Annotated in this window: 21 protein-coding genes; 9 read left to right on the top strand and 12 right to left on the bottom strand. The window is 63.1% G+C overall.

Annotated features, from left to right (window positions below):
* Positions 1-2: 2 nt before the first annotated feature.
* The 4 genes from pstB to cysE all read left to right on the top strand — a co-directional run bounded on the left by pstB (position 3) and on the right by cysE (position 3,088).
* On the top strand, positions 3-800 hold the full coding sequence (gene pstB / locus E2K76_RS03570; protein ID WP_136682887.1) for a phosphate ABC transporter ATP-binding protein PstB: 798 nt from the start codon (positions 3-5) through the stop codon (positions 798-800).
* Positions 801-811: 11 nt separating this feature from the next.
* Positions 812-1,525, top strand: coding sequence for a phosphate signaling complex protein PhoU (gene phoU / locus E2K76_RS03565; protein ID WP_136682886.1), 714 nt, complete (start codon positions 812-814; stop codon positions 1,523-1,525).
* Positions 1,522-2,214: a phosphate regulon transcriptional regulator PhoB gene (phoB, locus tag E2K76_RS03560; protein ID WP_136682885.1), complete on the top strand. Its 693-nt coding sequence runs from the start codon at positions 1,522-1,524 to the stop codon at positions 2,212-2,214. Before phoU ends, phoB begins: the two co-directional genes overlap by 4 nt.
* A gap of 70 nt (positions 2,215-2,284) precedes the next feature.
* Positions 2,285-3,088 carry a serine O-acetyltransferase gene (cysE, locus tag E2K76_RS03555; protein WP_136682884.1) on the top strand — a complete coding sequence of 268 codons (804 nt, stop codon included), beginning with the start codon at positions 2,285-2,287 and terminating at the stop codon, positions 3,086-3,088.
* 29 nt (positions 3,089-3,117) lie between these two features.
* Here cysE and E2K76_RS03550 read toward each other — a convergent pair whose 3' ends face one another.
* From E2K76_RS03550 to E2K76_RS03525, 6 genes are all read right to left on the bottom strand, one after another.
* The gene (locus tag E2K76_RS03550) at positions 3,118-4,404 is read right to left on the bottom strand and encodes a pyruvate dehydrogenase complex dihydrolipoamide acetyltransferase (protein ID WP_136682883.1); all 1,287 of its coding nucleotides are present in this window, start codon (positions 4,402-4,404) and stop codon (positions 3,118-3,120) included.
* A gap of 10 nt (positions 4,405-4,414) precedes the next feature.
* Positions 4,415-5,788, bottom strand: a complete 1,374-nt coding sequence (locus tag E2K76_RS03545; protein ID WP_136682882.1) for a pyruvate dehydrogenase complex E1 component subunit beta — start codon at positions 5,786-5,788, stop codon at positions 4,415-4,417.
* Positions 5,789-5,800: 12 nt separating this feature from the next.
* On the bottom strand, positions 5,801-6,790 hold the full coding sequence (gene pdhA / locus E2K76_RS03540) for a pyruvate dehydrogenase (acetyl-transferring) E1 component subunit alpha (protein ID WP_136682881.1): 990 nt from the start codon (positions 6,788-6,790) through the stop codon (positions 5,801-5,803).
* Positions 6,791-6,909: 119 nt separating this feature from the next.
* On the bottom strand, positions 6,910-7,206 hold the full coding sequence (locus E2K76_RS03535) for an FtsB family cell division protein (RefSeq protein ID WP_246032872.1): 297 nt from the start codon (positions 7,204-7,206) through the stop codon (positions 6,910-6,912).
* Positions 7,207-7,314: 108 nt separating this feature from the next.
* Positions 7,315-8,244, bottom strand: a complete 930-nt coding sequence (locus tag E2K76_RS03530; protein WP_136682880.1) for a class I fructose-bisphosphate aldolase — start codon at positions 8,242-8,244, stop codon at positions 7,315-7,317.
* Positions 8,245-8,339: 95 nt separating this feature from the next.
* Positions 8,340-9,533, bottom strand: coding sequence for a phosphoglycerate kinase (locus E2K76_RS03525; protein ID WP_136682879.1), 1,194 nt, complete (start codon positions 9,531-9,533; stop codon positions 8,340-8,342).
* A 121-nt stretch (positions 9,534-9,654) separates the two neighbouring features.
* Between E2K76_RS03525 and E2K76_RS03520 the strand changes: the two genes are divergently transcribed.
* The 3 genes from E2K76_RS03520 to E2K76_RS03510 all read left to right on the top strand — a co-directional run bounded on the left by E2K76_RS03520 (position 9,655) and on the right by E2K76_RS03510 (position 11,101).
* Positions 9,655-10,161: a peptidylprolyl isomerase gene (locus tag E2K76_RS03520; RefSeq protein WP_136682878.1), complete on the top strand. Its 507-nt coding sequence runs from the start codon at positions 9,655-9,657 to the stop codon at positions 10,159-10,161.
* Complete coding sequence (locus E2K76_RS03515) at positions 10,154-10,702, top strand: peptidylprolyl isomerase (protein ID WP_136682877.1); 549 nt, start codon at positions 10,154-10,156, stop codon at positions 10,700-10,702. The genes E2K76_RS03520 and E2K76_RS03515 overlap by 8 nt, the downstream gene beginning before the upstream one ends.
* A 114-nt stretch (positions 10,703-10,816) precedes the next feature.
* On the top strand, positions 10,817-11,101 hold the full coding sequence (locus E2K76_RS03510) for a hypothetical protein (RefSeq protein ID WP_136682876.1): 285 nt from the start codon (positions 10,817-10,819) through the stop codon (positions 11,099-11,101).
* Between the two features lie 30 nt (positions 11,102-11,131).
* Here E2K76_RS03510 and E2K76_RS03505 read toward each other — a convergent pair whose 3' ends face one another.
* A complete protein-coding gene (locus tag E2K76_RS03505; RefSeq protein WP_136682875.1) occupies positions 11,132-12,208 on the bottom strand; it encodes a DUF475 domain-containing protein in 1,077 nt (358 codons plus the stop codon).
* Between the two features lie 218 nt (positions 12,209-12,426).
* The gene (locus E2K76_RS03500) at positions 12,427-13,035 is read right to left on the bottom strand and encodes a helix-turn-helix transcriptional regulator (protein ID WP_136682874.1); all 609 of its coding nucleotides are present in this window, start codon (positions 13,033-13,035) and stop codon (positions 12,427-12,429) included.
* Positions 13,036-13,151: 116 nt separating this feature from the next.
* Here E2K76_RS03500 and E2K76_RS03495 point away from each other — a divergent pair, with 116 nt between their 5' ends.
* On the top strand, positions 13,152-13,622 hold the full coding sequence (locus E2K76_RS03495; RefSeq protein ID WP_136682873.1) for an autoinducer binding domain-containing protein: 471 nt from the start codon (positions 13,152-13,154) through the stop codon (positions 13,620-13,622).
* On the opposite strand, the gene E2K76_RS03490 is transcribed toward E2K76_RS03495, so the two are convergent.
* From E2K76_RS03490 to E2K76_RS03480, 3 genes are all read right to left on the bottom strand, one after another.
* A complete protein-coding gene (locus E2K76_RS03490) occupies positions 13,599-14,423 on the bottom strand; it encodes an arginyltransferase (RefSeq protein WP_136682872.1) in 825 nt (274 codons plus the stop codon). The genes E2K76_RS03495 and E2K76_RS03490 overlap by 24 nt on opposite strands.
* A gap of 97 nt (positions 14,424-14,520) precedes the next feature.
* Positions 14,521-14,976 carry an RDD family protein gene (locus E2K76_RS03485; protein WP_136683003.1) on the bottom strand — a complete coding sequence of 152 codons (456 nt, stop codon included), beginning with the start codon at positions 14,974-14,976 and terminating at the stop codon, positions 14,521-14,523.
* A gap of 51 nt (positions 14,977-15,027) precedes the next feature.
* The gene (locus E2K76_RS03480) at positions 15,028-15,453 is read right to left on the bottom strand and encodes a DUF2852 domain-containing protein (RefSeq protein WP_136682871.1); all 426 of its coding nucleotides are present in this window, start codon (positions 15,451-15,453) and stop codon (positions 15,028-15,030) included.
* Between the two features lie 142 nt (positions 15,454-15,595).
* Here E2K76_RS03480 and E2K76_RS03475 point away from each other — a divergent pair, with 142 nt between their 5' ends.
* Positions 15,596-18,364 carry a bifunctional [glutamine synthetase] adenylyltransferase/[glutamine synthetase]-adenylyl-L-tyrosine phosphorylase gene (locus tag E2K76_RS03475; RefSeq protein WP_136682870.1) on the top strand — a complete coding sequence of 923 codons (2,769 nt, stop codon included), beginning with the start codon at positions 15,596-15,598 and terminating at the stop codon, positions 18,362-18,364.
* On the opposite strand, the gene eda is transcribed toward E2K76_RS03475, so the two are convergent.
* Positions 18,312-18,965 carry a bifunctional 4-hydroxy-2-oxoglutarate aldolase/2-dehydro-3-deoxy-phosphogluconate aldolase gene (gene eda / locus E2K76_RS03470; RefSeq protein ID WP_136682869.1) on the bottom strand — a complete coding sequence of 218 codons (654 nt, stop codon included), beginning with the start codon at positions 18,963-18,965 and terminating at the stop codon, positions 18,312-18,314. The genes E2K76_RS03475 and eda overlap by 53 nt on opposite strands.
* Positions 18,966-18,968: the final 3 nt, after the last annotated feature.

The following is an 18,968-nucleotide window of genomic DNA, read 5'->3' as shown; positions in this document are numbered from 1 at the left end:
ACATGAACGATATGAGAATCGCGGAGAGAGACGTGTCCACCAGCGAAACCAAGATCGCAGCGCGCGGCGTCCAGGTCCATTACGGCACCAGCCATGCGCTGAAGGATGTCGATGTCGATATCCTGAACGGCAACGTGACGGCCTTCATCGGCCCGTCGGGCTGTGGCAAATCCACCTTCCTGCGCTGTTTGAACCGCATGAACGACACGATCGCCGCGGCGAAAGTCTCGGGTTCGATCAAGCTTGATGGCGAAGACATCTACGATCCCAAGGTCGATCCGGTGCAACTGCGCGCCAAGGTCGGCATGGTGTTCCAGAAGCCGAACCCGTTCCCGAAGTCGATCTATGACAACGTAGCCTATGGTCCCAAGATCCACGGCCTGACCCGCTCGAAAGCGGAACTCGACAACGTGGTCGAGACTTCGCTGAAGAAGGCGGCGCTGTGGAACGAGGTGAAAGACCGCCTCCACGCGCCCGGCACCGGCCTTTCGGGCGGCCAGCAACAGCGCCTTTGCATTGCCCGCGCAGTGGCGACCTCGCCCGAGGTTCTGCTGATGGACGAGCCTTGCTCGGCGCTGGACCCGATCGCGACCGCACAGGTCGAGGAGCTGATCGACGAGCTTCGCGGCCAATTCGCGGTCGTCATCGTGACGCACTCGATGCAACAGGCGGCCCGTGTCAGCCAGAAGACGGCGTTCTTCCACCTCGGCAACCTGGTCGAGTTTGGAGAGACGGGGCAGATCTTCACCAATCCGCGCGATCCGCGCACCGAAAGCTACATCAGCGGCCGGATCGGCTGACGGAGGGCATCATGGTAAGCGAACAACATATCGTATCGTCCTTCGATCGCGACCTGGAAGCCATCCAGGCGATGATCATGAAGATGGGGGGGCTGGTCGAAGCCGCCATTCTGGACGCCGCCAAGGCGCTTGAAACCCGCGACGACGAACTGGCCGAAGCGGTTCGCCGCGCCGACAAGGCCATCGACGCGCTGGAAGATCAGGTGAACGTCGAATGCGCGCGCCTGATCGCCCTGCGCGCGCCGACCGCGACCGACCTTCGCACCGTGCTGACCGTGATGAAGATCGCGTCCAGCCTGGAGCGGTGCGGCGATTTCGCGAAGAACCTCGCGAAACGTGCAACGGTTCTTTCGCATATGCCCGCGATTCCGGGGGCAAGCAGCGCGATCCGCCGCATGGCGAAAACGGTCGAACTGCTGCTGAAGGACTCGCTGGACGCCTATATCCACCGCGACGAGCGTCTGGCCAACGAAGTGCGTCAGCGCGATGCCGAGGTGGACCAGATGTATAACGCGCTGTTCCGCGAATTCCTGACCCATATGATGGAAGACCCGCGCAACATCACGGCCTGCATGCATCTGCATTTCATCGCCAAGAACATCGAGCGTATCGGCGATCACGCCACCACGATTGCCGAGCAGGTCATCTACCTCGTGACCGGCGCCGCGCCCGAAGAAGCGCGTCCGAAGGGCGACACTACCTCCTTCGTCGGGGCGGGTTCATGACATCGTCCGAGCAGCCGGTCGTTCTCCTGGTCGAAGACGAACCCGCGCAGCGCGAAGTCCTGTCCTATAACCTGGAGGCCGAAGGCTTCCGGGTCGTACAGGCGGGCAACGGCGAGGAAGCACTGGTCCTTGTGGACGAGGTTTCCCCCGACGTGGTCGTGCTGGACTGGATGATGCCGAACGTGTCCGGGATCGAGGTATGCCGTCAGCTGAAGACGCGCCCGGACACGAGGGCGCTGCCCATCATCATGCTCTCGGCCCGGTCCGAGGAGGTTGATCGGGTTCGCGGGCTTGAAACCGGCGCGGATGATTATGTGGTGAAGCCCTATTCGCTGGTCGAGTTGATGGCGCGGGTGCGTACGCAGCTTCGCCGCTCGCGTCCCGCCACGGTGGGCGTGGTGCTGGAATGGGACGACATCCGTCTGGACAGCGAAAGCCACCGCGTCTATCGCGCGGACAAGGTGCTGAAACTGGGCCCGACCGAATTCCGCCTGCTGACTACCTTCATGGAAAAACCGGGCAGGGTGTTCAGCCGCGAACAGCTTCTGGATCGGGTCTGGGGCCGCGATATCTATGTCGATACGCGGACCGTGGATGTCCATATCGGGCGGCTTCGCAAGGCGCTTTGCCAGTTCGGCGGGGACGATCCGCTGCGCACGGTCAGGGGCGCAGGATACGCTTTGGGCTGACCCTTTTGGAAGGGTCGCCTCCGGGAAGGATACATGTTAGGTTATCCTTCCACTTGCCGGAGGATCGCCCGTGCCCGAAACGAAGCTGCGCCTTTCAACCGTCGATCCTGTCTGGCGGCGAATCTGCGAAGAGGCAGAAGAGGCGAGCCGCGAGGAGCCGCTGATCGGCGGGCTTCTTCATGCGAGCCTTCTTCATCACGGCAGCTTCGAACGGGCCTTGGCGTATCGCTTCTCGCAAAAGCTAGCTTCGCGCGAAATCAGCGAGCAGATCCTGCGAGAGCTTGCCGATGAAGCCTATGTGCAGGACCCGGAGTTGGGGCAGTCGGCCCGTGCCGACGTGACGGCCGTCTTCGAACGCGATCCGGCCTGCCACCGCTATCTTCAACCGGTTCTTTTTTTCAAGGGCTATCAAGCACTTCAGGCCTATCGGATCGGGCACTGGTTGTGGCGGGAAAGCCGTCGCGACCTCGCCTATCTTGTGCAGATGCGCGTTTCCGAAGTGTTCGGCGTCGACATCCATCCTGCTGCTCGGATCGGGCGCGGCATCATGATCGACCATGCCCATTCCATTGTCATTGGCGAAACTGCGGTCGTGGGCGACAATGTCTCGATGCTGCATTCGGTGACGCTTGGCGGAACGGGCAAGCAGGATGGGGACCGTCACCCGAAAATCGAGGATGGCGTGCTGATCGGGGCGGGTGCGAAGGTGCTTGGTGCGATCACTATCGGCCATTGCAGCCGGATTGCCGCTGGATCTGTTGTCTTGCAGGATGTGCCGCCTTGCACGACCGTGGCTGGCGTTCCCGCAAAGATCATAGGTGCCGCCGGATGCCCGCAACCTGCGGCCAGCATGGACCAGATCATCGCCAAATGAAAAAGCCGGGCTTTCGCCCGGCTTTTCTTTTACGCCAGCATCGCCAGCGGATTTTCCAGATTGGCCACGATCGCGGCCAGCAGTTCCGCCCCGAGCGCACCGTCGATGACGCGGTGATCGACCGACAACGTCATCGACATCACTGTCGCGACCGTCAGCTCGCCGTCTTTGCCGACGACCGGCTTCTTGATCCCTGCACCGACCGCAAGGATCGCACCATGCGGCGGGTTGATGACCGCGTCGAAATTCTCCACCCCCATCATCCCGAGGTTGGAGATCGCGAAGCTGCCACCCTGATACTCATGCGGCGCCAGTTTGCGCGAGCGGGCACGGGTTGCGAGGTCCTTCATCTCGGCCGAAAGAGAGGACAGCGACTTCTTGTCGGCATCCTTCAGGACGGGCGTGAACAGACCACCTTCGATCGCGACGGCAACCGCCACGTCCGAGGGCTTCAGCTTCAGGATACGGTCGCCCGCCCAGACGGCATTGGCGGCGGGAACCTGTTGCAGGGCCAGCGCGCAAGCCTTGATGATGAAGTCGTTGACCGACAGCTTGATGCCGCGATCCTCGACCTGTTTGTTCAGCGTGGCGCGGAACTTCATCAGGGCATCCAACTGCACTTCGCGGCGCAGATAGAAATGCGGGATGGTCTGCTTGGCCTCGGTCAGACGTGCAGCGATCGTCTTGCGCATACCGTCGAGGGTGACTTCCTCGAACTCGCGTCCGTCGAACATCTTCTTGACGGCGTCCGACGAAGCGCCGGTCGGCGCCGCGGCAGCTTTCGGTGCCTCGGCCTTGGGCGCTTCGCTTTTCGGGGCGCCCGGCTTTGCAGCTTCGACATCCGCCTTCACGATGCGGCCATGCGGGCCGGTTCCCTTCACGGCAGAAAGGTCCAGCCCCTTGTCCGCCGCGATCCGGCGGGCCAGCGGCGAGGCGAAGACACGGTTGCCATCGGCTTTCGGTGCGGGTTTCGCAGCTTCGGCCTTCGGCTCTGGCTTTTCTTCGCGGCCGGCTTTTTCTTCGGCCGCGTCCTGTTTCTGCGGCGCGGGGGAAGGCGTGGCTCCGACTTCCTCGCCTTCTTCGACAAGGATGGCGATGGCGGTGTTCACCTTCACGCCCGAGGTGCCCTCGGCGATCAGGATCTTGCCGATGATGCCTTCATCCACGGCCTCGAATTCCATCGTGGCCTTGTCGGTTTCGATCTCGGCCATGACTTGGCCGGATTTGACCTCGTCGCCCTCTTTGACCAGCCATTTGGCCAGCGTGCCTTCCTCCATCGTGGGGGAGAGCGCGGGCATCAGGATTTCAATCGCCATTCTTCCCTCCTTAACGATAGCAGACGGATTTGACGGCCTCGATCACCTCGGCGGTGGTGACCAGCGCCAGCTTTTCAAGGTTCGCCGCATAGGGCATCGGGACGTCCTTGCCGGCAAGGTTGATCACCGGCGCGTCCAGATAGTCGAAGGCTTGCTGCATGATCGTGGCCGAGATGTGGTTGCCGATGGAGCCCACCGGGAAGCCTTCTTCGACCGTGACGCAGCGGTTGGTCTTTTTGACCGATTCCAGAACGGTTTCGTAGTCGATCGGACGCAGGGTGCGCAGGTCGATCACCTCGGCCTCGATGCCTTCTTCGGCCAGTTTGTCCGCCGCTTCCAGCGCATAGGTCATGCCGATGCCGAAGGACACGATCGTCACATCCTTACCTTCGCGCCAGATGCGGGCCTTGCCGAAGGGGATCGTGAAATCGTCCAGCACCGGAACCTCGAACGAGCGACCATACATGATCTCGTTTTCAAGGAAGATGACCGGGTTCGGATCGCGGATCGCTTGTTTCAGAAGGCCCTTCGCGTCGGCGGCCGAGTAAGGCATGACGACCTTCAGACCCGGAATCTGCGCATACCAAGCGGCGTAATCCTGCGAGTGCTGCGCGCCCACGCGGGCAGCGGCACCGTTCGGACCACGGAACACGATCGGGCAACCCATCTGGCCGCCGGACATGTAAAGCGTCTTGGCTGCCGAGTTGATGATCTGGTCGATGGCCTGCATGGCGAAGTTGAAGGTCATGAACTCCACGATCGGGTTCAGACCGCCAAAGGCTGCGCCGACCGCGATACCGGCGAAACCATGCTCGGTGATCGGGGTATCGACGACGCGCTTCGGGCCGAATTCGTCCAGCAGACCTTGGGAGATCTTGTAGGCGCCTTGGTATTCGCCCACTTCCTCGCCCATCAGAAACACACGGTCATTGCCGCGCATTTCCTCGGCCATGGCTTCGCGCAGGGCTTCCCGCACGGTCATGGTCTTCATTTCCGTGCCTTCGGGCCAGTCGGGCGACGTGTCGCGCTTGCCAGCCATCGGTGCGCCGGGAACGGTCGCGGCGGGGACGTCCATATGCGGCGTCGCCGGAGCTTCTTCCTTGGCTTTCGGGGCTTCTGCCTGCACGTCGTCGGCGCTTTCGCCTTCTTCGACCAGAACGGCGATGGGGGTGTTGACCTTCACTCCCGAGGTGCCCTCGGCGATCAGCAGTTTGCCGATGATGCCTTCGTCCACAGCCTCGAATTCCATCGTGGCCTTGTCGGTCTCGATCTCGGCCATGATCTGGCCGGATTTGACGGTGTCACCCTCTTTCACCAGCCATTTGGCAAGGGTGCCTTCTTCCATGGTCGGCGACAGGGCCGGCATAAGGACTTGAGTTGCCATGATACGCCTCCCTTACGCGTAGATATCGGTCCAGAGTTCCGAAAGATCGGGCTCCGGGCTGTCTTTTGCGAATTCGGCGGATTCGTTGACGATCGCCTTGATGTCCTTGTCGATGGCCTTCAGATCCTCGTCGGAGGCGTGGCCGCCGGTCAGCAGAAGGTCGCGGACATGTTCGATGGCATCCTTCTCGGACCGCATCTTCTCGACCTCGTCGCGCGAGCGGTATTTCGCAGGGTCGGACATCGAGTGGCCGCGGTAGCGATAGGTGTCCATCTCGAGGATATAGGGGCCTTCGCCCGCACGGCAGGCCGCGACGGCCTTTTCGCCTGCGGCCTTGACGGCCAGCACGTCCATGCCGTCCACCTTCTCGCCCTTGATGCCATAAGCGGCACCGCGTTCCCAAAGGGAGGGCGATTTGGTCGAGCGTTTCACCGAGGTGCCCATCGCATACTGGTTGTTTTCGATCACGAAAACCACCGGCAGGTTCCACAGCTGCGCCATGTTATAGGTCTCGTAGACCTGGCCTTGGTTGGCGGCGCCATCGCCGAAATAGGCGAAGGTCACGTTGTCATTGCCCAGATACTTGTCAGCGAAGGAGAGACCCGCACCGATCGGCACCTGCGCACCGACGATCCCGTGGCCACCATAGAAATGTTTCTCTTTCGAGAACATGTGCATGGAGCCGCCTTTGCCTTTGGAATAGCCGCCGGTCCGACCCGTAAGCTCTGCCATGACGCCATTGGCGGTCATGCCGCAAGCCAGCATGTGACCGTGGTCGCGATAGGAGGTGACGCGCTTGTCGCCTTCCTTCGCCGCGGCTTCGAGGCCGACGACGACCGCTTCCTGCCCGATGTAAAGGTGGCAGAAGCCACCGATCAGGCCCATGCCGTAAAGCTGCCCTGCCTTCTCCTCGAATCTGCGGATCAGGAGCATGTCGCGATAATACGCAAGCAGCTCATCCTTCGAGACGTTTGAATTTTCGGCCGGTTTTCTGATGGCCATCGCGTGTCCTCCCGTCGAAGCGGAAATAGTTTAGCCTTAAACTATCCATAACCGATCATGGCGCGCGAGTGTAGCGCAAAAATGATCGGGCTTGTTCCCGGGCGGAACCTAGCGCGGTTTCAGCGGATGACGATCTCGTCTGTGCGGATATAACCGAGGATCTCGCGCGCCTGTTGATCCAGAAGATCAAGGTCGAGGTAGTCGTCGGACATGCGACGGGTCTTGTTCTCGATCTCGGCGAGTTCGGCGGTCAGGCGGTCACGCTCGGCCCGCAACGTATCGGCCTCGGCGTTGATCTGGACCTGCCGGAACACGCCATAGTCGCCCTGAATGGCGGCGAAGGCAAAATAAAGCCCAAGCACCGCAAGGAGCAACATGTAGATCATCGCGCCAAGCGCGGGACGGGAGTGGTTCATTGTCTGCCTCATCGCCCCTCATCGCGGGGGCTTCGGACAGGATCATGCCACAGGGGGCATCCGAAGCAAAACGGTTTCCCGGCACGGATGCCGGGAAACCGTGTGTTGTCAGGCCTTGCCTTTATAGATGTCGACCAGCTTTTGCAGCATGGCCAGCGCATCCTCGCGCGAACGCTGGAACGAGTTCCGACCGATGATCGAGCCGTTGCCGCCGCCTGCCAGAATCGCGCGGGCGTCGTCATAGACCGCGTCCGCACCCTTCGCCGCACCGCCCGAGAAGACGATGATGCGGCGACCGTTGAAGGACGACTGGACGCAGTGGCGAACCCGCGCGGCCAGATCGGAGATGTCGATCTGTTCTTTCTCGTAGACCTTCTTGGCCTCGGGCAGCATCAGGTGATCGGTCGAAAGCTTGATCTTGATGATATGCGCGCCCAGCAGGGCCGCGATATGCGCAGCATAGGCCGCCACGTCGATGCCGGTTTCACCGTCCTTGGTGATCGCCTCGCCGCGGGGATAGGACCAGATGACGGTCGCAACGCCCTTGGCCGCAGCCTCTTTGCGCATCTCGACGATTTCTTCGAACATGTCCAACGCCATGTCCGAACCCGGATAGATGGTGAAGCCGATCGCCGAGCAGCCCAGACGCAGCGCATCATCGACCGACGCGGTGATCGCCTGGTTCTTGCCCGCGGTGTCCGACATCAGGCTGTTGGCCGAGTTCACCTTCAGGATCGTCGGGATCTGGCCCGCGAACGTGTCGGCGCCAGCCTCCAGCGGGCCAAGCGGCGCGGCATAGGCTGACAGCCCTGCGTCGATCGCCAGTTGGTAATGGTAGTGGGGGTCGTAGCCCGCCGGATTCGGCGCGAAGCTGCGCGCGGGGCCGTGTTCGAAACCTTGGTCCACGGGCAGGATGATCATCTTGCCGGTGCCGCCCAGCTTCCCTTCCATCAGCATGCGGGCGAGGTTCGCCTTCACGCCGGGGGTTTCGCCCTCGTAATTGGCGAGGATCTTCTGGACTGTCCTGCTGGCACGCATATCGGCTTCCTTTGGGAAAAAAGTGACTGGTGAAAAGGGTTAGAGGGCCGTTCGTGACGCCGCAATGACGTTCGCGCTAACGGCCCCCCAGAAAGTTAGTTGTTGAGCGCGATCACGCCGGGAAGGTCCTTTCCTTCCATCCATTCGAGGAAGGCGCCCCCCGCGGTGGAGATATAGGTGAAGTCCTGCGCGGCCCCGGCCTTGTTCAGCGCAGCCACCGTATCGCCGCCACCCGCAACCGATACGAGCTTGCCCTCGCGGGTCAGGTCGGCGGCCTGTTTCGCGGCGGCGTTGGTCGCGGCGTCGAAAGGCTCGATCTCGAACGCGCCGAGGGGGCCGTTCCAGATCAGCGTCTTCGCCTCGGCAAAGACTTTCGCCAGCGCGGCCACGGTCTGCGGCCCGGCATCAAGGATCATCGCATCGGCGGGGCAGGCGTCCGCCGCCACCGTCTCGTTCGCGGCGCCCGCGCGGAATTCCCGCGCCACGACCACATCGACGGGCAGGTGGATGGTGCAGCCGGCGGCTTTGGCTTTCTCGATGATCGCGCGCGCCGTATCTGCCATGTCGCGTTCGGCCAGCGACTTGCCGACCTCGATCCCCTGGGCGACGAGGAAGGTATTCGCCATCCCGCCGCCGATCACCAGATGGTCCACTTTGGTCACGAGGTTGCCAAGCAGGTCCAGCTTCGTCGAAACCTTGGCCCCGCCGACGACCGCGACCACTGGACGCTCCGGCTTGCCAAGTGCCGCGTCCAATGCGCGAAGTTCCGCCTCCATCAGCCGCCCCGCCGCCGAGGGCAGCAGACGCGCGATCCCTTCGGTCGAGGCATGGGCGCGGTGGGCCGCCGAGAACGCGTCGTTGACATAGATGTCGCCCAGCGCGGCGAAGGCCTTCGCAAGTTCGGGGTCGTTCTTTTCCTCGCCCGCATGGAAACGGGTGTTCTCCAACAGCACAACGCTGTCTGGACGGGCGCCCTTGATGACATGGCTCGCAGCTTCGCCGATGCTGTCATCGGCGAACAGGACGTGGCGGCCCGGCAGGGCCTTTTCCAGCGCGGGCAGGATGTGCTCAAGGCTCATCTCCGGCACGACCTTGCCCTTGGGGCGGCCGAAATGGGCCAGAAGCACGGGCTTGCCGCCTTTTTCCAGCACATCTTCGATCGTGGGGACGATCTTTTCGATGCGGGTCGCGTCGGTGACGATCCCGTCCTCCATCGGGACGTTCACGTCCACGCGCAGCAATACAACCTTGCCTTGCAAATCCAGATCGTCGAGTGTTTTCCAGCCCATCTGCGTCTCCGAAACCGTTTGGACGATTTGCACCCGATCCGGCGCGCGGCGTCAACCGGGCTTTCCCTTCCCGGCCCGCGCGTTTAGGCTCCCGCCCGTCAATGGCACGAAGGAGGCCCCGATGGCCGATATTACCGATCCCGAAAACACGATCATCGTCACGCTGAAGGATGGCGACGTCGTCATCCAGCTGCTGCCGGATGTCGCGCCGAAACATTCGGAGCGGATGAAGGAACTGGCCCGCGCCGGTGCCTATGACAACGTGGTCTTCCACCGCGTGATCGAAGGCTTCATGGCCCAGACCGGCGACGTGGCGAACGGCAATGCCGAGCAGAACTTCGACATCCGCCGTGCCGGAACGGGCGGTTCGGACCTGCCGGACCTGCCGGCGGAATTTTCGAAACTGCCGCATGACCGTGGCACGCTGGGCGCCGCGCGTTCGGCCAACCCGAACTCGGCCAACAGCCAGTTCTTCATCAACTTCCGCGACAACCACTTCCTGAACGGGCAATACACGGTCTATGGCCGCGTCATCTCGGGCATGGATTTCGTGGATGCCATCGTGCGCGGCGAACCGCCGACCACGCCGGACCGCATGATCAAGGTGCGGGTTGCTGCCGATGCGTAAGCTGCTTGCGGCAGCCCTGGTGCTGGCGGCAGCGCCCGTCTTCGCGCAAGAGGACGGCCCGGGGCCGAATCTGGTGATCGAAGTCGGCGGCGCGGCGAAAGGCACGGTCGTGATCGACCTGCTGCCCGACGTCGCCCCGCAGCACGTCGCCCAGATCGTCGCGCTGGCCGAGGATGGCGCCTATGACGACGTGGTGTTCCACCGCGTCATCGATGGGTTCATGGCCCAGACGGGCGATGTCGAATTCGGCAAGGGTGCCGTATCCGCGCAGTCGGGCATGGGTGGATCGTCGCGTCCCGACCTGCCGGCCGAGTTCTCGGACATTCCGTTCCAGCGTGGGACCGTCGGCATGGCGCGGGCTCAGAGCCCGGATTCGGCCAATAGCCAGTTCTTCATCATGTTCGCGCCGGGCGATTTCCTGAACGGGCAATACACCGTCGTCGGGCAGGTCGTCTCCGGGATGGAGGTGGTTGACGCCATCGCCAAGGGCGAGCCGCCCGCGACCCCGGACCGGATGGTTCGGGTCACGGTCGACAAATAAGCGAAGGGCCGGGGAAACCCGGCCCTTTTTGCCGCACCCTCATACTTTCGTTTGGACGGCGAACGATTCGGGCACAAGATAACCCGTGCAGATTGTGAGGAGGGGAGGCATCACATGATTGCGTCAAAGCCCGACAAGACATCGGCAACACGCGTTGCGGGAAATTGGCTGGAAACGGTCTGTGCGGCGCAGCTTGCCGGTGCACGCCGCCAGCAGCAGATCGCGCGTGCCATTGCCGAAGCGGGTGCCAGCGCAGCCGAGGATTATGCTGGGCACCTGCGCCGCCTTGGCATGGCGACAGATCCGATGACCGCCTGGGCCTGCCACGAGGCTTGGTTGCGAGGAAGCTGGCAACGTGCCGCGGATAGGGCGGGGATCGTGACCTCTGCCCTGAAATGAAAAAGGCCCGCCGAGAGGCGGGCCTTTTGATTAGTGCGAGTGGACGTCCACGCCCGGGTTCGCCTTGTTCCAACGTATCGAAGACCAGAGCGCGATCCCGATCAACGTCGCACCGCCAAGGCCGGTGATGACCTCGGGGATCGCCACGCCCGGCAGACATTGCAGGAACATGATGACCGACAGGATCAGGATGGCATAGAAGGCGCCGTGCTCCAGATAGCGGTATTGCGTCAGCGTGCCGCGTTCGACCAGCATGATGGTCATCGAACGCACATACATCGCGCCGACGCCCAGACCGATGGCGATGATGAACAGGTTGTGCGTCAGCGCGAAGGCCCCGATCACGCCGTCGAACGAGAAGGATGCGTCCAGCACCTCAAGATACAGGAACGCGCCCAGACCGCCCTTGGCCGCGCCCGACATGGCTTCCTCGTTCTTGTCGAGGATACCGCCCAGCACTTCGACCAGAAGGAAGGTCAGCAGGCCCCAGATCGCCGAGTTCATGAACGTCTGCGCGTATTCCGGCGGCAGGAAGCGCGAGAAGGCGAGCATGATGCAGAGGACGACCGCAATCTCGATCCCGCGGATCGAAGAATAGCGCGCTGCCCAGTTCTCGATGGATGCGACCCAGTGGATATCCTTCTCGTGGTCGAAGAAGAATTTCAGTGCGACCATCATCAGGAAGGCGCCACCGAAAGCCGCGATGGGCAGGTGGGCGTCATGCATGATGCGCGAATATTCGTCCGGCTGCGACGCAGCCATGACCATGGCTTCCCAAGGGCCGACATTGGCCGCCACGACCACGATCAGGACGGGGAACACGATCCGCATGCCGAAGACGGCGATCAGGATACCCCAGGTCAGGAAGCGGCGCTGCCAGACCGGCGTCATGTCCTTCAGCTTGTTGGCGTTGACGATCGCGTTGTCGAAGGACAACGAGATTTCAAGCACCGCAAGAACGGCGACGATGAAGAAGATGGTCAACGTGCCGCCGATCGTCCCGGTCGTCTCCCATCCCAGCCAGGCGCCGAGGCCAAGACCGATGACGGTGGAGACGAAGGCCCAGGTCAGATAGGACAGCGTCGATTTTTGCGGTGCAGTGGTCATGCGAACCCCCGGATAGCGGCATGACGGGCAGAGGCCCGCTTTGCGTCAAATTGGGTCATTAATATAAACGTCCATGCGGCGCGAACGCTTCGGTGCCGACATCACGTGAGTTGCCGCATTACTGACGCCAGAGGGGCCCGGTCACCGTATCGCCCTTTCGGGCGCTGTCGTTATCTATAGCGCGTTTTGTCACACGGCAACAATTTTCCGCGAGCCGATCAGAAGATGCGCCGCGCCGTTGCCAGAACTGCTGCCTGCGATGCCGTCTGCGCGCCAAGCTTGCGCTTCGCGCTTGCCAGCCGCGCCTTCACGGCAGAGACGGATATTCCCAGCTCCCACGCGATCTGCTTCAGGCGTTTGCCCTCGGATTGCATTCGCAGAGCCTCTACTTCTGCGGGGGTCAGGGAAACATCTTCCAGATCGCCGTCGTGAAGGTGGGACAGGATCGTGAACAGCTGCTCCAGCTCGTCATCGGTGAAAGGACGATCGTCGCGAAAGAAGTTGGCATAGCTGCGCCGTCCGGCCAGTCCGGTGATCGTGGCGGCCGCCCCGTGGATCAGCCCATGCTCGTGCGCGGCGGCCATCACGCCGCGCGGATCGGCGATGTCGATCGCGGACCACCGGATGATGCTGCCGGGCGAGGAGTAGAACCAGCGCATGACCGGATCGTGAACGCCCAGACCGTGAATCGTGTAGTATTCGACCCATGGCAGAGGCAGGCGATTCACCTCCTCTTGCGGAAACGAAAAACCGACATGCAGTGCAATATAGAAGCCCACCGGCGACAGTCGGGCGGCTTCGTCAAGCTGGTTGGCTGATTTGGGCATCGATCTCACAACCTGCTTGCTATTCACTATTGCTTAGCTTTGCGAGTCGTATAGCTCATCAAAGCGTGTCGGAAGACAGATGATGAACGTATTGGGTTAATAGGTATTGCTGACAAATGTCTAAGGTTGAAGAGGTTACACACCGGCTGCGAAAACTGTCGCTGATTTGTGATACGGGCTATGCACTGGCGATCCATATCCGCTTCACCAGTCCAACCCTACTCTATCAGACTTACCCGGACGAATGGATTCGCTTCTATACCGAACGAGGCTTCATGCTGTCCGACCCGGTGGTTCGGTGGGGGCTGCGGGAAACCGGGTTCATCCGGTGGAACGACATCCCGGACGAGGATCATGAGGATGTCATGGTCCATGCCCGCCAGCACGGGATCGAGCATGGCGTCGCCTTTTCGCTCGGAACGCCCGCATCGCGGACGCTTGCCGGGCTGACGCGGTCGGGAGACGAGTTCACAGGGGACGAGATCGACCAGATGATCGGCCTCGTGACCGAGATTCACGATCTGACGCGCGAGCCGGGCGAGGATCTTGCGACCCTTCGCAGCCTAACCGCGGCGAGCCTCCGGTAGGCTGATCTTCGCGACCTGCTCGGCGATCGGATCGACGGACAGGGGATGCAGTTCGGAGCTGTGGGCCTCGGCATCGCCGAGCTCCTGCCAGGCGCCGCCCTTGTAGATTTCCAGCGCCGAGTAGTTCGCCTTGTAGCCCATCTTGCGGCTGCCGGGCACCCAATAGCCCAGATAGACATAGGGCAGCCCAGCCTCGCGCGCGATCCGAACGTGGTCCAGGATCAGGAACGCGCCAAGGCTGTGATCGCGCAGGGCGGGGTCGTAGAACGAGTAGACCATGCTCAGCCCGTCGTCGAAGATGTCGGTCAGGCAAACCGCGCTCAGATCGCGCTCTCCGCCGCCGATCTCGCGGGTATATTCGATGACGCGGCTGCGGATCGGCGTTTCTTCGATCATCGCGGCGAATTCGAAGATGTCCATGTCGGCCATCCCGCCATCCGCGTGGCGCGCATCGAGATAGCGGCGGAACAGCGCATACTGATCCTCGGTCGCCCAAGGCGAGGTCGCGTTCCGCTTCAGCCCGTCGTTCTTCTTCAGGATGCGCCGCTGCGTGCGCGACGGCTCGAAATCGGCGACCCGGATGCGGGCCGAAAGGCAGGCCGAGCATTCGGCGCAGGAGGGGCGATAAAGAACGTTCTGCGACCGGCGGAACCCCTGCTTGGACAGCGCGTCGTTCAACGTCTGCGCGTGTTCACCCTGAAGCGCGGTGAATAGCTTACGCTCCATCCGCCCGTCCAGATAGGGGCAGGCCTGCGGTGCCGTCACATAGAACTGGGGCGCAATGGGAAGTGTATGACGCATGACCTGATCGCTTCTGATCCTGCCGGTGAATGTAGCAACTGCCTACAGGTCAGCCAAGCTCCGCCCGCTTCGCATTTTTGTCAAGCGAAGGTTGAATTCAGTGCCGTGCCGCACGATTGATCGCGACCGTCCCCAGAACGAGGTCCGTCAGACCCTGTCCGCGCCGTGTCGTCAGCATCAGCGACACCGACAGCACCTGAACCAGCAATGTGCCGATGGAGAAGGTATAGCCGATGACGTGCAGCAGCGACTCGATCCCGCCCAGCCGTTCGCCGCGGGCGTTCAGGAACTCGATCCCGAACAGGCGCATCCCCGGCGTTGCGGATTTGCGCGTCAACGCCACCCAGCGATAGCAGAAGCTGACCGTAAGATAAAGGAGCGGATAAAAGAACAGCGCCGTAAAGGCGGTGAAGGGAATGATGATCACCGTGATCGCAAAGATCAGGAGAAGATCGACCAGCCAAGCCAGCCCGCGTTTGGTCGTGACGCCGTCATAGAATTCGGCGTGGCGGTCGGGGTCGGGCAGGGCGTCCATCATCGTGGCGTAGGTCATCATTGTCCCTCGGTATGGAAACGGGGCGGCTTGGGCGCCGCCCCGAAGATGTCAGTTGCGGGCGTCGTCTTCAACGGCGACCGGCGTTTTCGTGCGCGCGCGATCTTCCATGAAGGCGTCGAACTCCTGCTTGTCCTTGGCCTCGCGCAGGCGCTGAAGGAAGGATTCGAACGCGTTCTGCTCTTCTTCCAGACGGCGCAGCGTGTCGGCCTTGTAGGCGTCGAAGGCCGAGTTGCCGCTGGATTTCGCGGCGGTGAAGACGGTGGTGGCGCGGCGGCCACAGCTCCGGTTGAACATGCGTTTGCTCCAGATCATGTAGGCGAGGATGGCAAGCCCGACGGGCCAGACGAAGATGAACCCAAGGATCATCGCGGCGATCCACGCGGGTTTGCCCCGCGCATCGAGCCAGGCTTCGATCTGCCGTGGCCAGGTAAGGATGCCGCCGGAACGGGCGGCTGCGGGTGAATAGCTGTTCATTCAGGCGGTCTCCCGGTTGGATGTGAATTGGTTTCACATGCTCCAGATCGTTATTCCGCTCCCGCGCTTCAAGGGGGCATGTGAAGGTTATTTACATTTGGGCCCGATTGACCGCCCACGCAGGCAACGCCAAACTGCGCGAATGACGAACCTTGCCTCGCGCATCACGCGCCTGCCCATCGCCCATGACCCTGCCCAAGCTGCGGAAATCACGGCGCAGTTTTCCGATCTTGGCGCGCAGGCGGCACGGCTGATGGGGGCTGTCTCCGGCTCCAGCCCCTATCTTCGCGATCTTGCGCTGAAGGAGCGGGATTGGCTGGCGACCGCCTTCGACGATCCCGAAGCCGCGCTTGCGGCCGAGCTTTCGCGCGACGCCGCACTGGCTGAACTGCCGTCGATGCTGCGGCAGGCCAAACGCCGTGTCGCGCTTTTGGCTGCGCTGGCCGATCTTGCCGGTGTCTGGTCGCTGGAGGAGGTGACGGGCGCGCTGACCGCCTTGGCCGACCGTGCGGTGGATCTGTCGATCCGGCGGCTGGTCGAGGACGAAGTGCGGCGCGGCAAGCTGCCCGATGCGACGAATGCGGGCGGCATGGTTGCCATCGCCATGGGGAAGATGGGCGCGCGAGAGCTGAACTACTCGTCCGACATCGACCTGATCTGCCTGTTCGACGAGACCCGATACGGCGCCGACTGGCAGGAGGCCCGGCAGGCCTTCGTGCGTGTCACCCGCAAGATGACCGCGATCCTGTCGGATAACACGGCCGAGGGTTATGTCTTTCGAAGCGATCTGCGGCTTCGTCCCGATGCCTCGGTCACGCCGGTCTGCATTTCGATGGCGGCGGCGGAAAGTTACTATGAAAGCGTGGGGCGGACGTGGGAACGCGCCGCCTATATCAAGGCGCGGCCCTGTGGCGGCGATATTGCGGCGGGCGAGCGGTTCCTGAGCACGCTGACGCCCTTCGTCTGGCGCAAGCATCTGGACTTTGCCGCGATACAGGACGCGCATGACATGCGCCTGCGCATCCGCGAACATCGGGGGCTGCACGGTCCGCTGGTGATCGAAGGCCACGACATGAAGCTAGGTCAGGGCGGCATCCGCGAGATCGAGTTTTTCACCCAGACGCGCCAGTTGATCGCCGGTGGGCGCGATCCGTCGCTGCGGGATCGCACCACCGTGGGGGGGCTGGCGGCGCTGGCGCGGCAGGGGTGGATTCCCGCTGGCATCGCAGAGGAACTGACCGCCCTGTATCGCGCGCATCGTGAGGTGGAACACCGTCTTCAGATGATCGCCGACCAGCAGACGCACAAGATGCCCGTTTCCCCCGAGGCGATCGACCGCGTCGCGCATCTGGCGGGCCAAGATCCGGAGGCGTTCCGCGTGGACCTTCTGGCGCGGCTTGAACGGACGGCGGAGCTGACCGAAGGCTTCTTCGCGCCGCCCGAGGTCGAGAAGGCGCCGGAGTTGACGGAACGGCAATCCTCCATCGTGGACGGCTGGGCCGCCTATCCCGCTTTGCGGTCGGACCGGGCGCAGGCGATCTTTCGCCGCATCCGCCCGCAGCTTCTGCGCCGGATGCAGGAGGCGGGTCACATGGACGAGGCGTTGATGAGCTTCGACGGCTTCCTTCGCGGGCTTCCGGCAGGGGTACAGATCTTCTCGCTGTTCGACTCGAATCCGCAACTGGTGGATCTGATCGTGGACATCGCCGCGGTGTCGCCGCGCCTGTCCGTCTATCTTTCGCGCAACGCGTCGGTTCTGGATGCGGTGCTGGGGGGCAGTTTCTTTGCTGCATGGCCCGGCGCGCCGCTGCTGCGGGCGGAACTGGCAAAGCGACTGGACGCGGTCGGCGATTACGAGGGCAAGCTGGACGCCGCGCGGCGCTGGATGAAGGAATGGCATTTCCGCATTGGGGTGCATCATCTGCGCGGGCTGACCGACGCATTCGAGTCCGGCAAGGAGTATGCCGATCTCGCCGAAGCCGCGCTTTGTGCGCTCTGGCCCGTGTCGGTGGAGGAGTTTGGGCGCAAGCATGGGCCGCAGCCGGGGCGCGGGGCGGCGCTTGTGGCGATGGGCAGCCTTGGTGCCGCGCGGCTGACTTCGGCATCGGACCTCGATCTTATCGTGATCTATGACGCGGATGGGGTCGAGGAGAGCAACGGGCCGAAGCCGCTCGCGACGCGCACGTATTTCGCGCGGCTGACGCAGGCATTTCTGACTGCCGTCACCGCCCCCATGTCCGAGGGGCGGCTTTACGAAGTGGACATGCGGCTGCGCCCATCAGGGCGGCAGGGTCCGGTTGCGACGGGAATCGCCGCCTTCCGCACCTATCAGATGGAGGAGGCGTGGACGTGGGAGCATCTGGCCCTGACCCGCGCACGTCCCATCGCCGGGGACCCGTCGCTGATGGCCGAGGTCGAGGCGCTGCGCCGCGACGTGCTGACGGCGCGGGGGGGCGACGCGCGCATCCTGTCGGACATTTCCGACATGCGGCAGAAACTGGCGGCGGCGAAACCCTCGTCCGGTCCGTGGGACGCCAAGAACGGGCCCGGGCGGATGATGGACGTGGAACTGGCCGCGCAAAGCTGCGCGCTGCGGACGGGCGATGGGGCAAGGCGGGTCGAGGCGCAGCTTCGGGTGGGGCGCACGGCGGGCCTTCTGACCGCAGAGGAGGAAAACATCCTTCTGAACGCTTATCGGCTGTGCTGGCGCCTTCAGGCTGCAACGCGACTGCTGACGGAGCGCGAGCTTTTGTCTGACGATCTGGGACAGGGTGGCCGCGCCTTCATCCAACGCGAGACGTCGATGAACGGCACACTGGCCGACGAGATGGCGGCGCGCAGCGGCGCCGCCGCAGGGGTTATCGAACGGATGCTCGCGGAAGGGCCGCAGCCTCGCGCGCCAATTCCGTGATCGCCTTCCAGTCGCTCTTCTGCATCAGCGCCTTGGGGGCCACCCAGCTTCCGCCGACGCAGTGGACGTTTGAAAGTCCAAGATAGTCGCCCGCATTGGCCAGGGACACGCCGCCCGTCGGACAGAAAGACACCTGCGGGATCGGCGCGCCGATGGCCTTGACCGCAGGCGCACCGCCCGAGCTTTCGGCGGGAAAGAACTTCATCGTAGTATAGCCGCGCTCCAGCAGGGCCATCACCTCGGTCGCCGTGGCGGCACCGGGCAGCAGGGGCAGGGCCGCCGCCTCGCAGGCATCCAGCAGACGGTCCGTCGCACCCGGAGAGACACCGAATTTCGCGCCCGCCGCCACCGCAGCCTGCACATCCGCAGGGGTCAGCAAGGTGCCCGCGCCGACGACGCCGCCTTCGACCGCTGCCATCTCGCGGATGACGTCCAGCGCGACGGGTGTGCGCAGCGTCACCTCCAGCACCGGAAGGCCGCCTTCGACCAGCGCCTCGGCCAGCGGGCGGGCATGGGCCAGATCGTCGATCACCAGAACCGGGATCACGGGGGCAAGGCGGCAAATCTCGGCCGAGCGACGGCTTTGTTCAGCAGGGGTCATGCG

The organism is Falsirhodobacter xinxiangensis, assembly GCF_004959935.1.
Classification (GTDB): Bacteria; Pseudomonadota; Alphaproteobacteria; order Rhodobacterales; family Rhodobacteraceae; genus Falsirhodobacter; species Falsirhodobacter xinxiangensis.
This window is presented reverse-complemented; position numbering and strand designations above follow the sequence as displayed.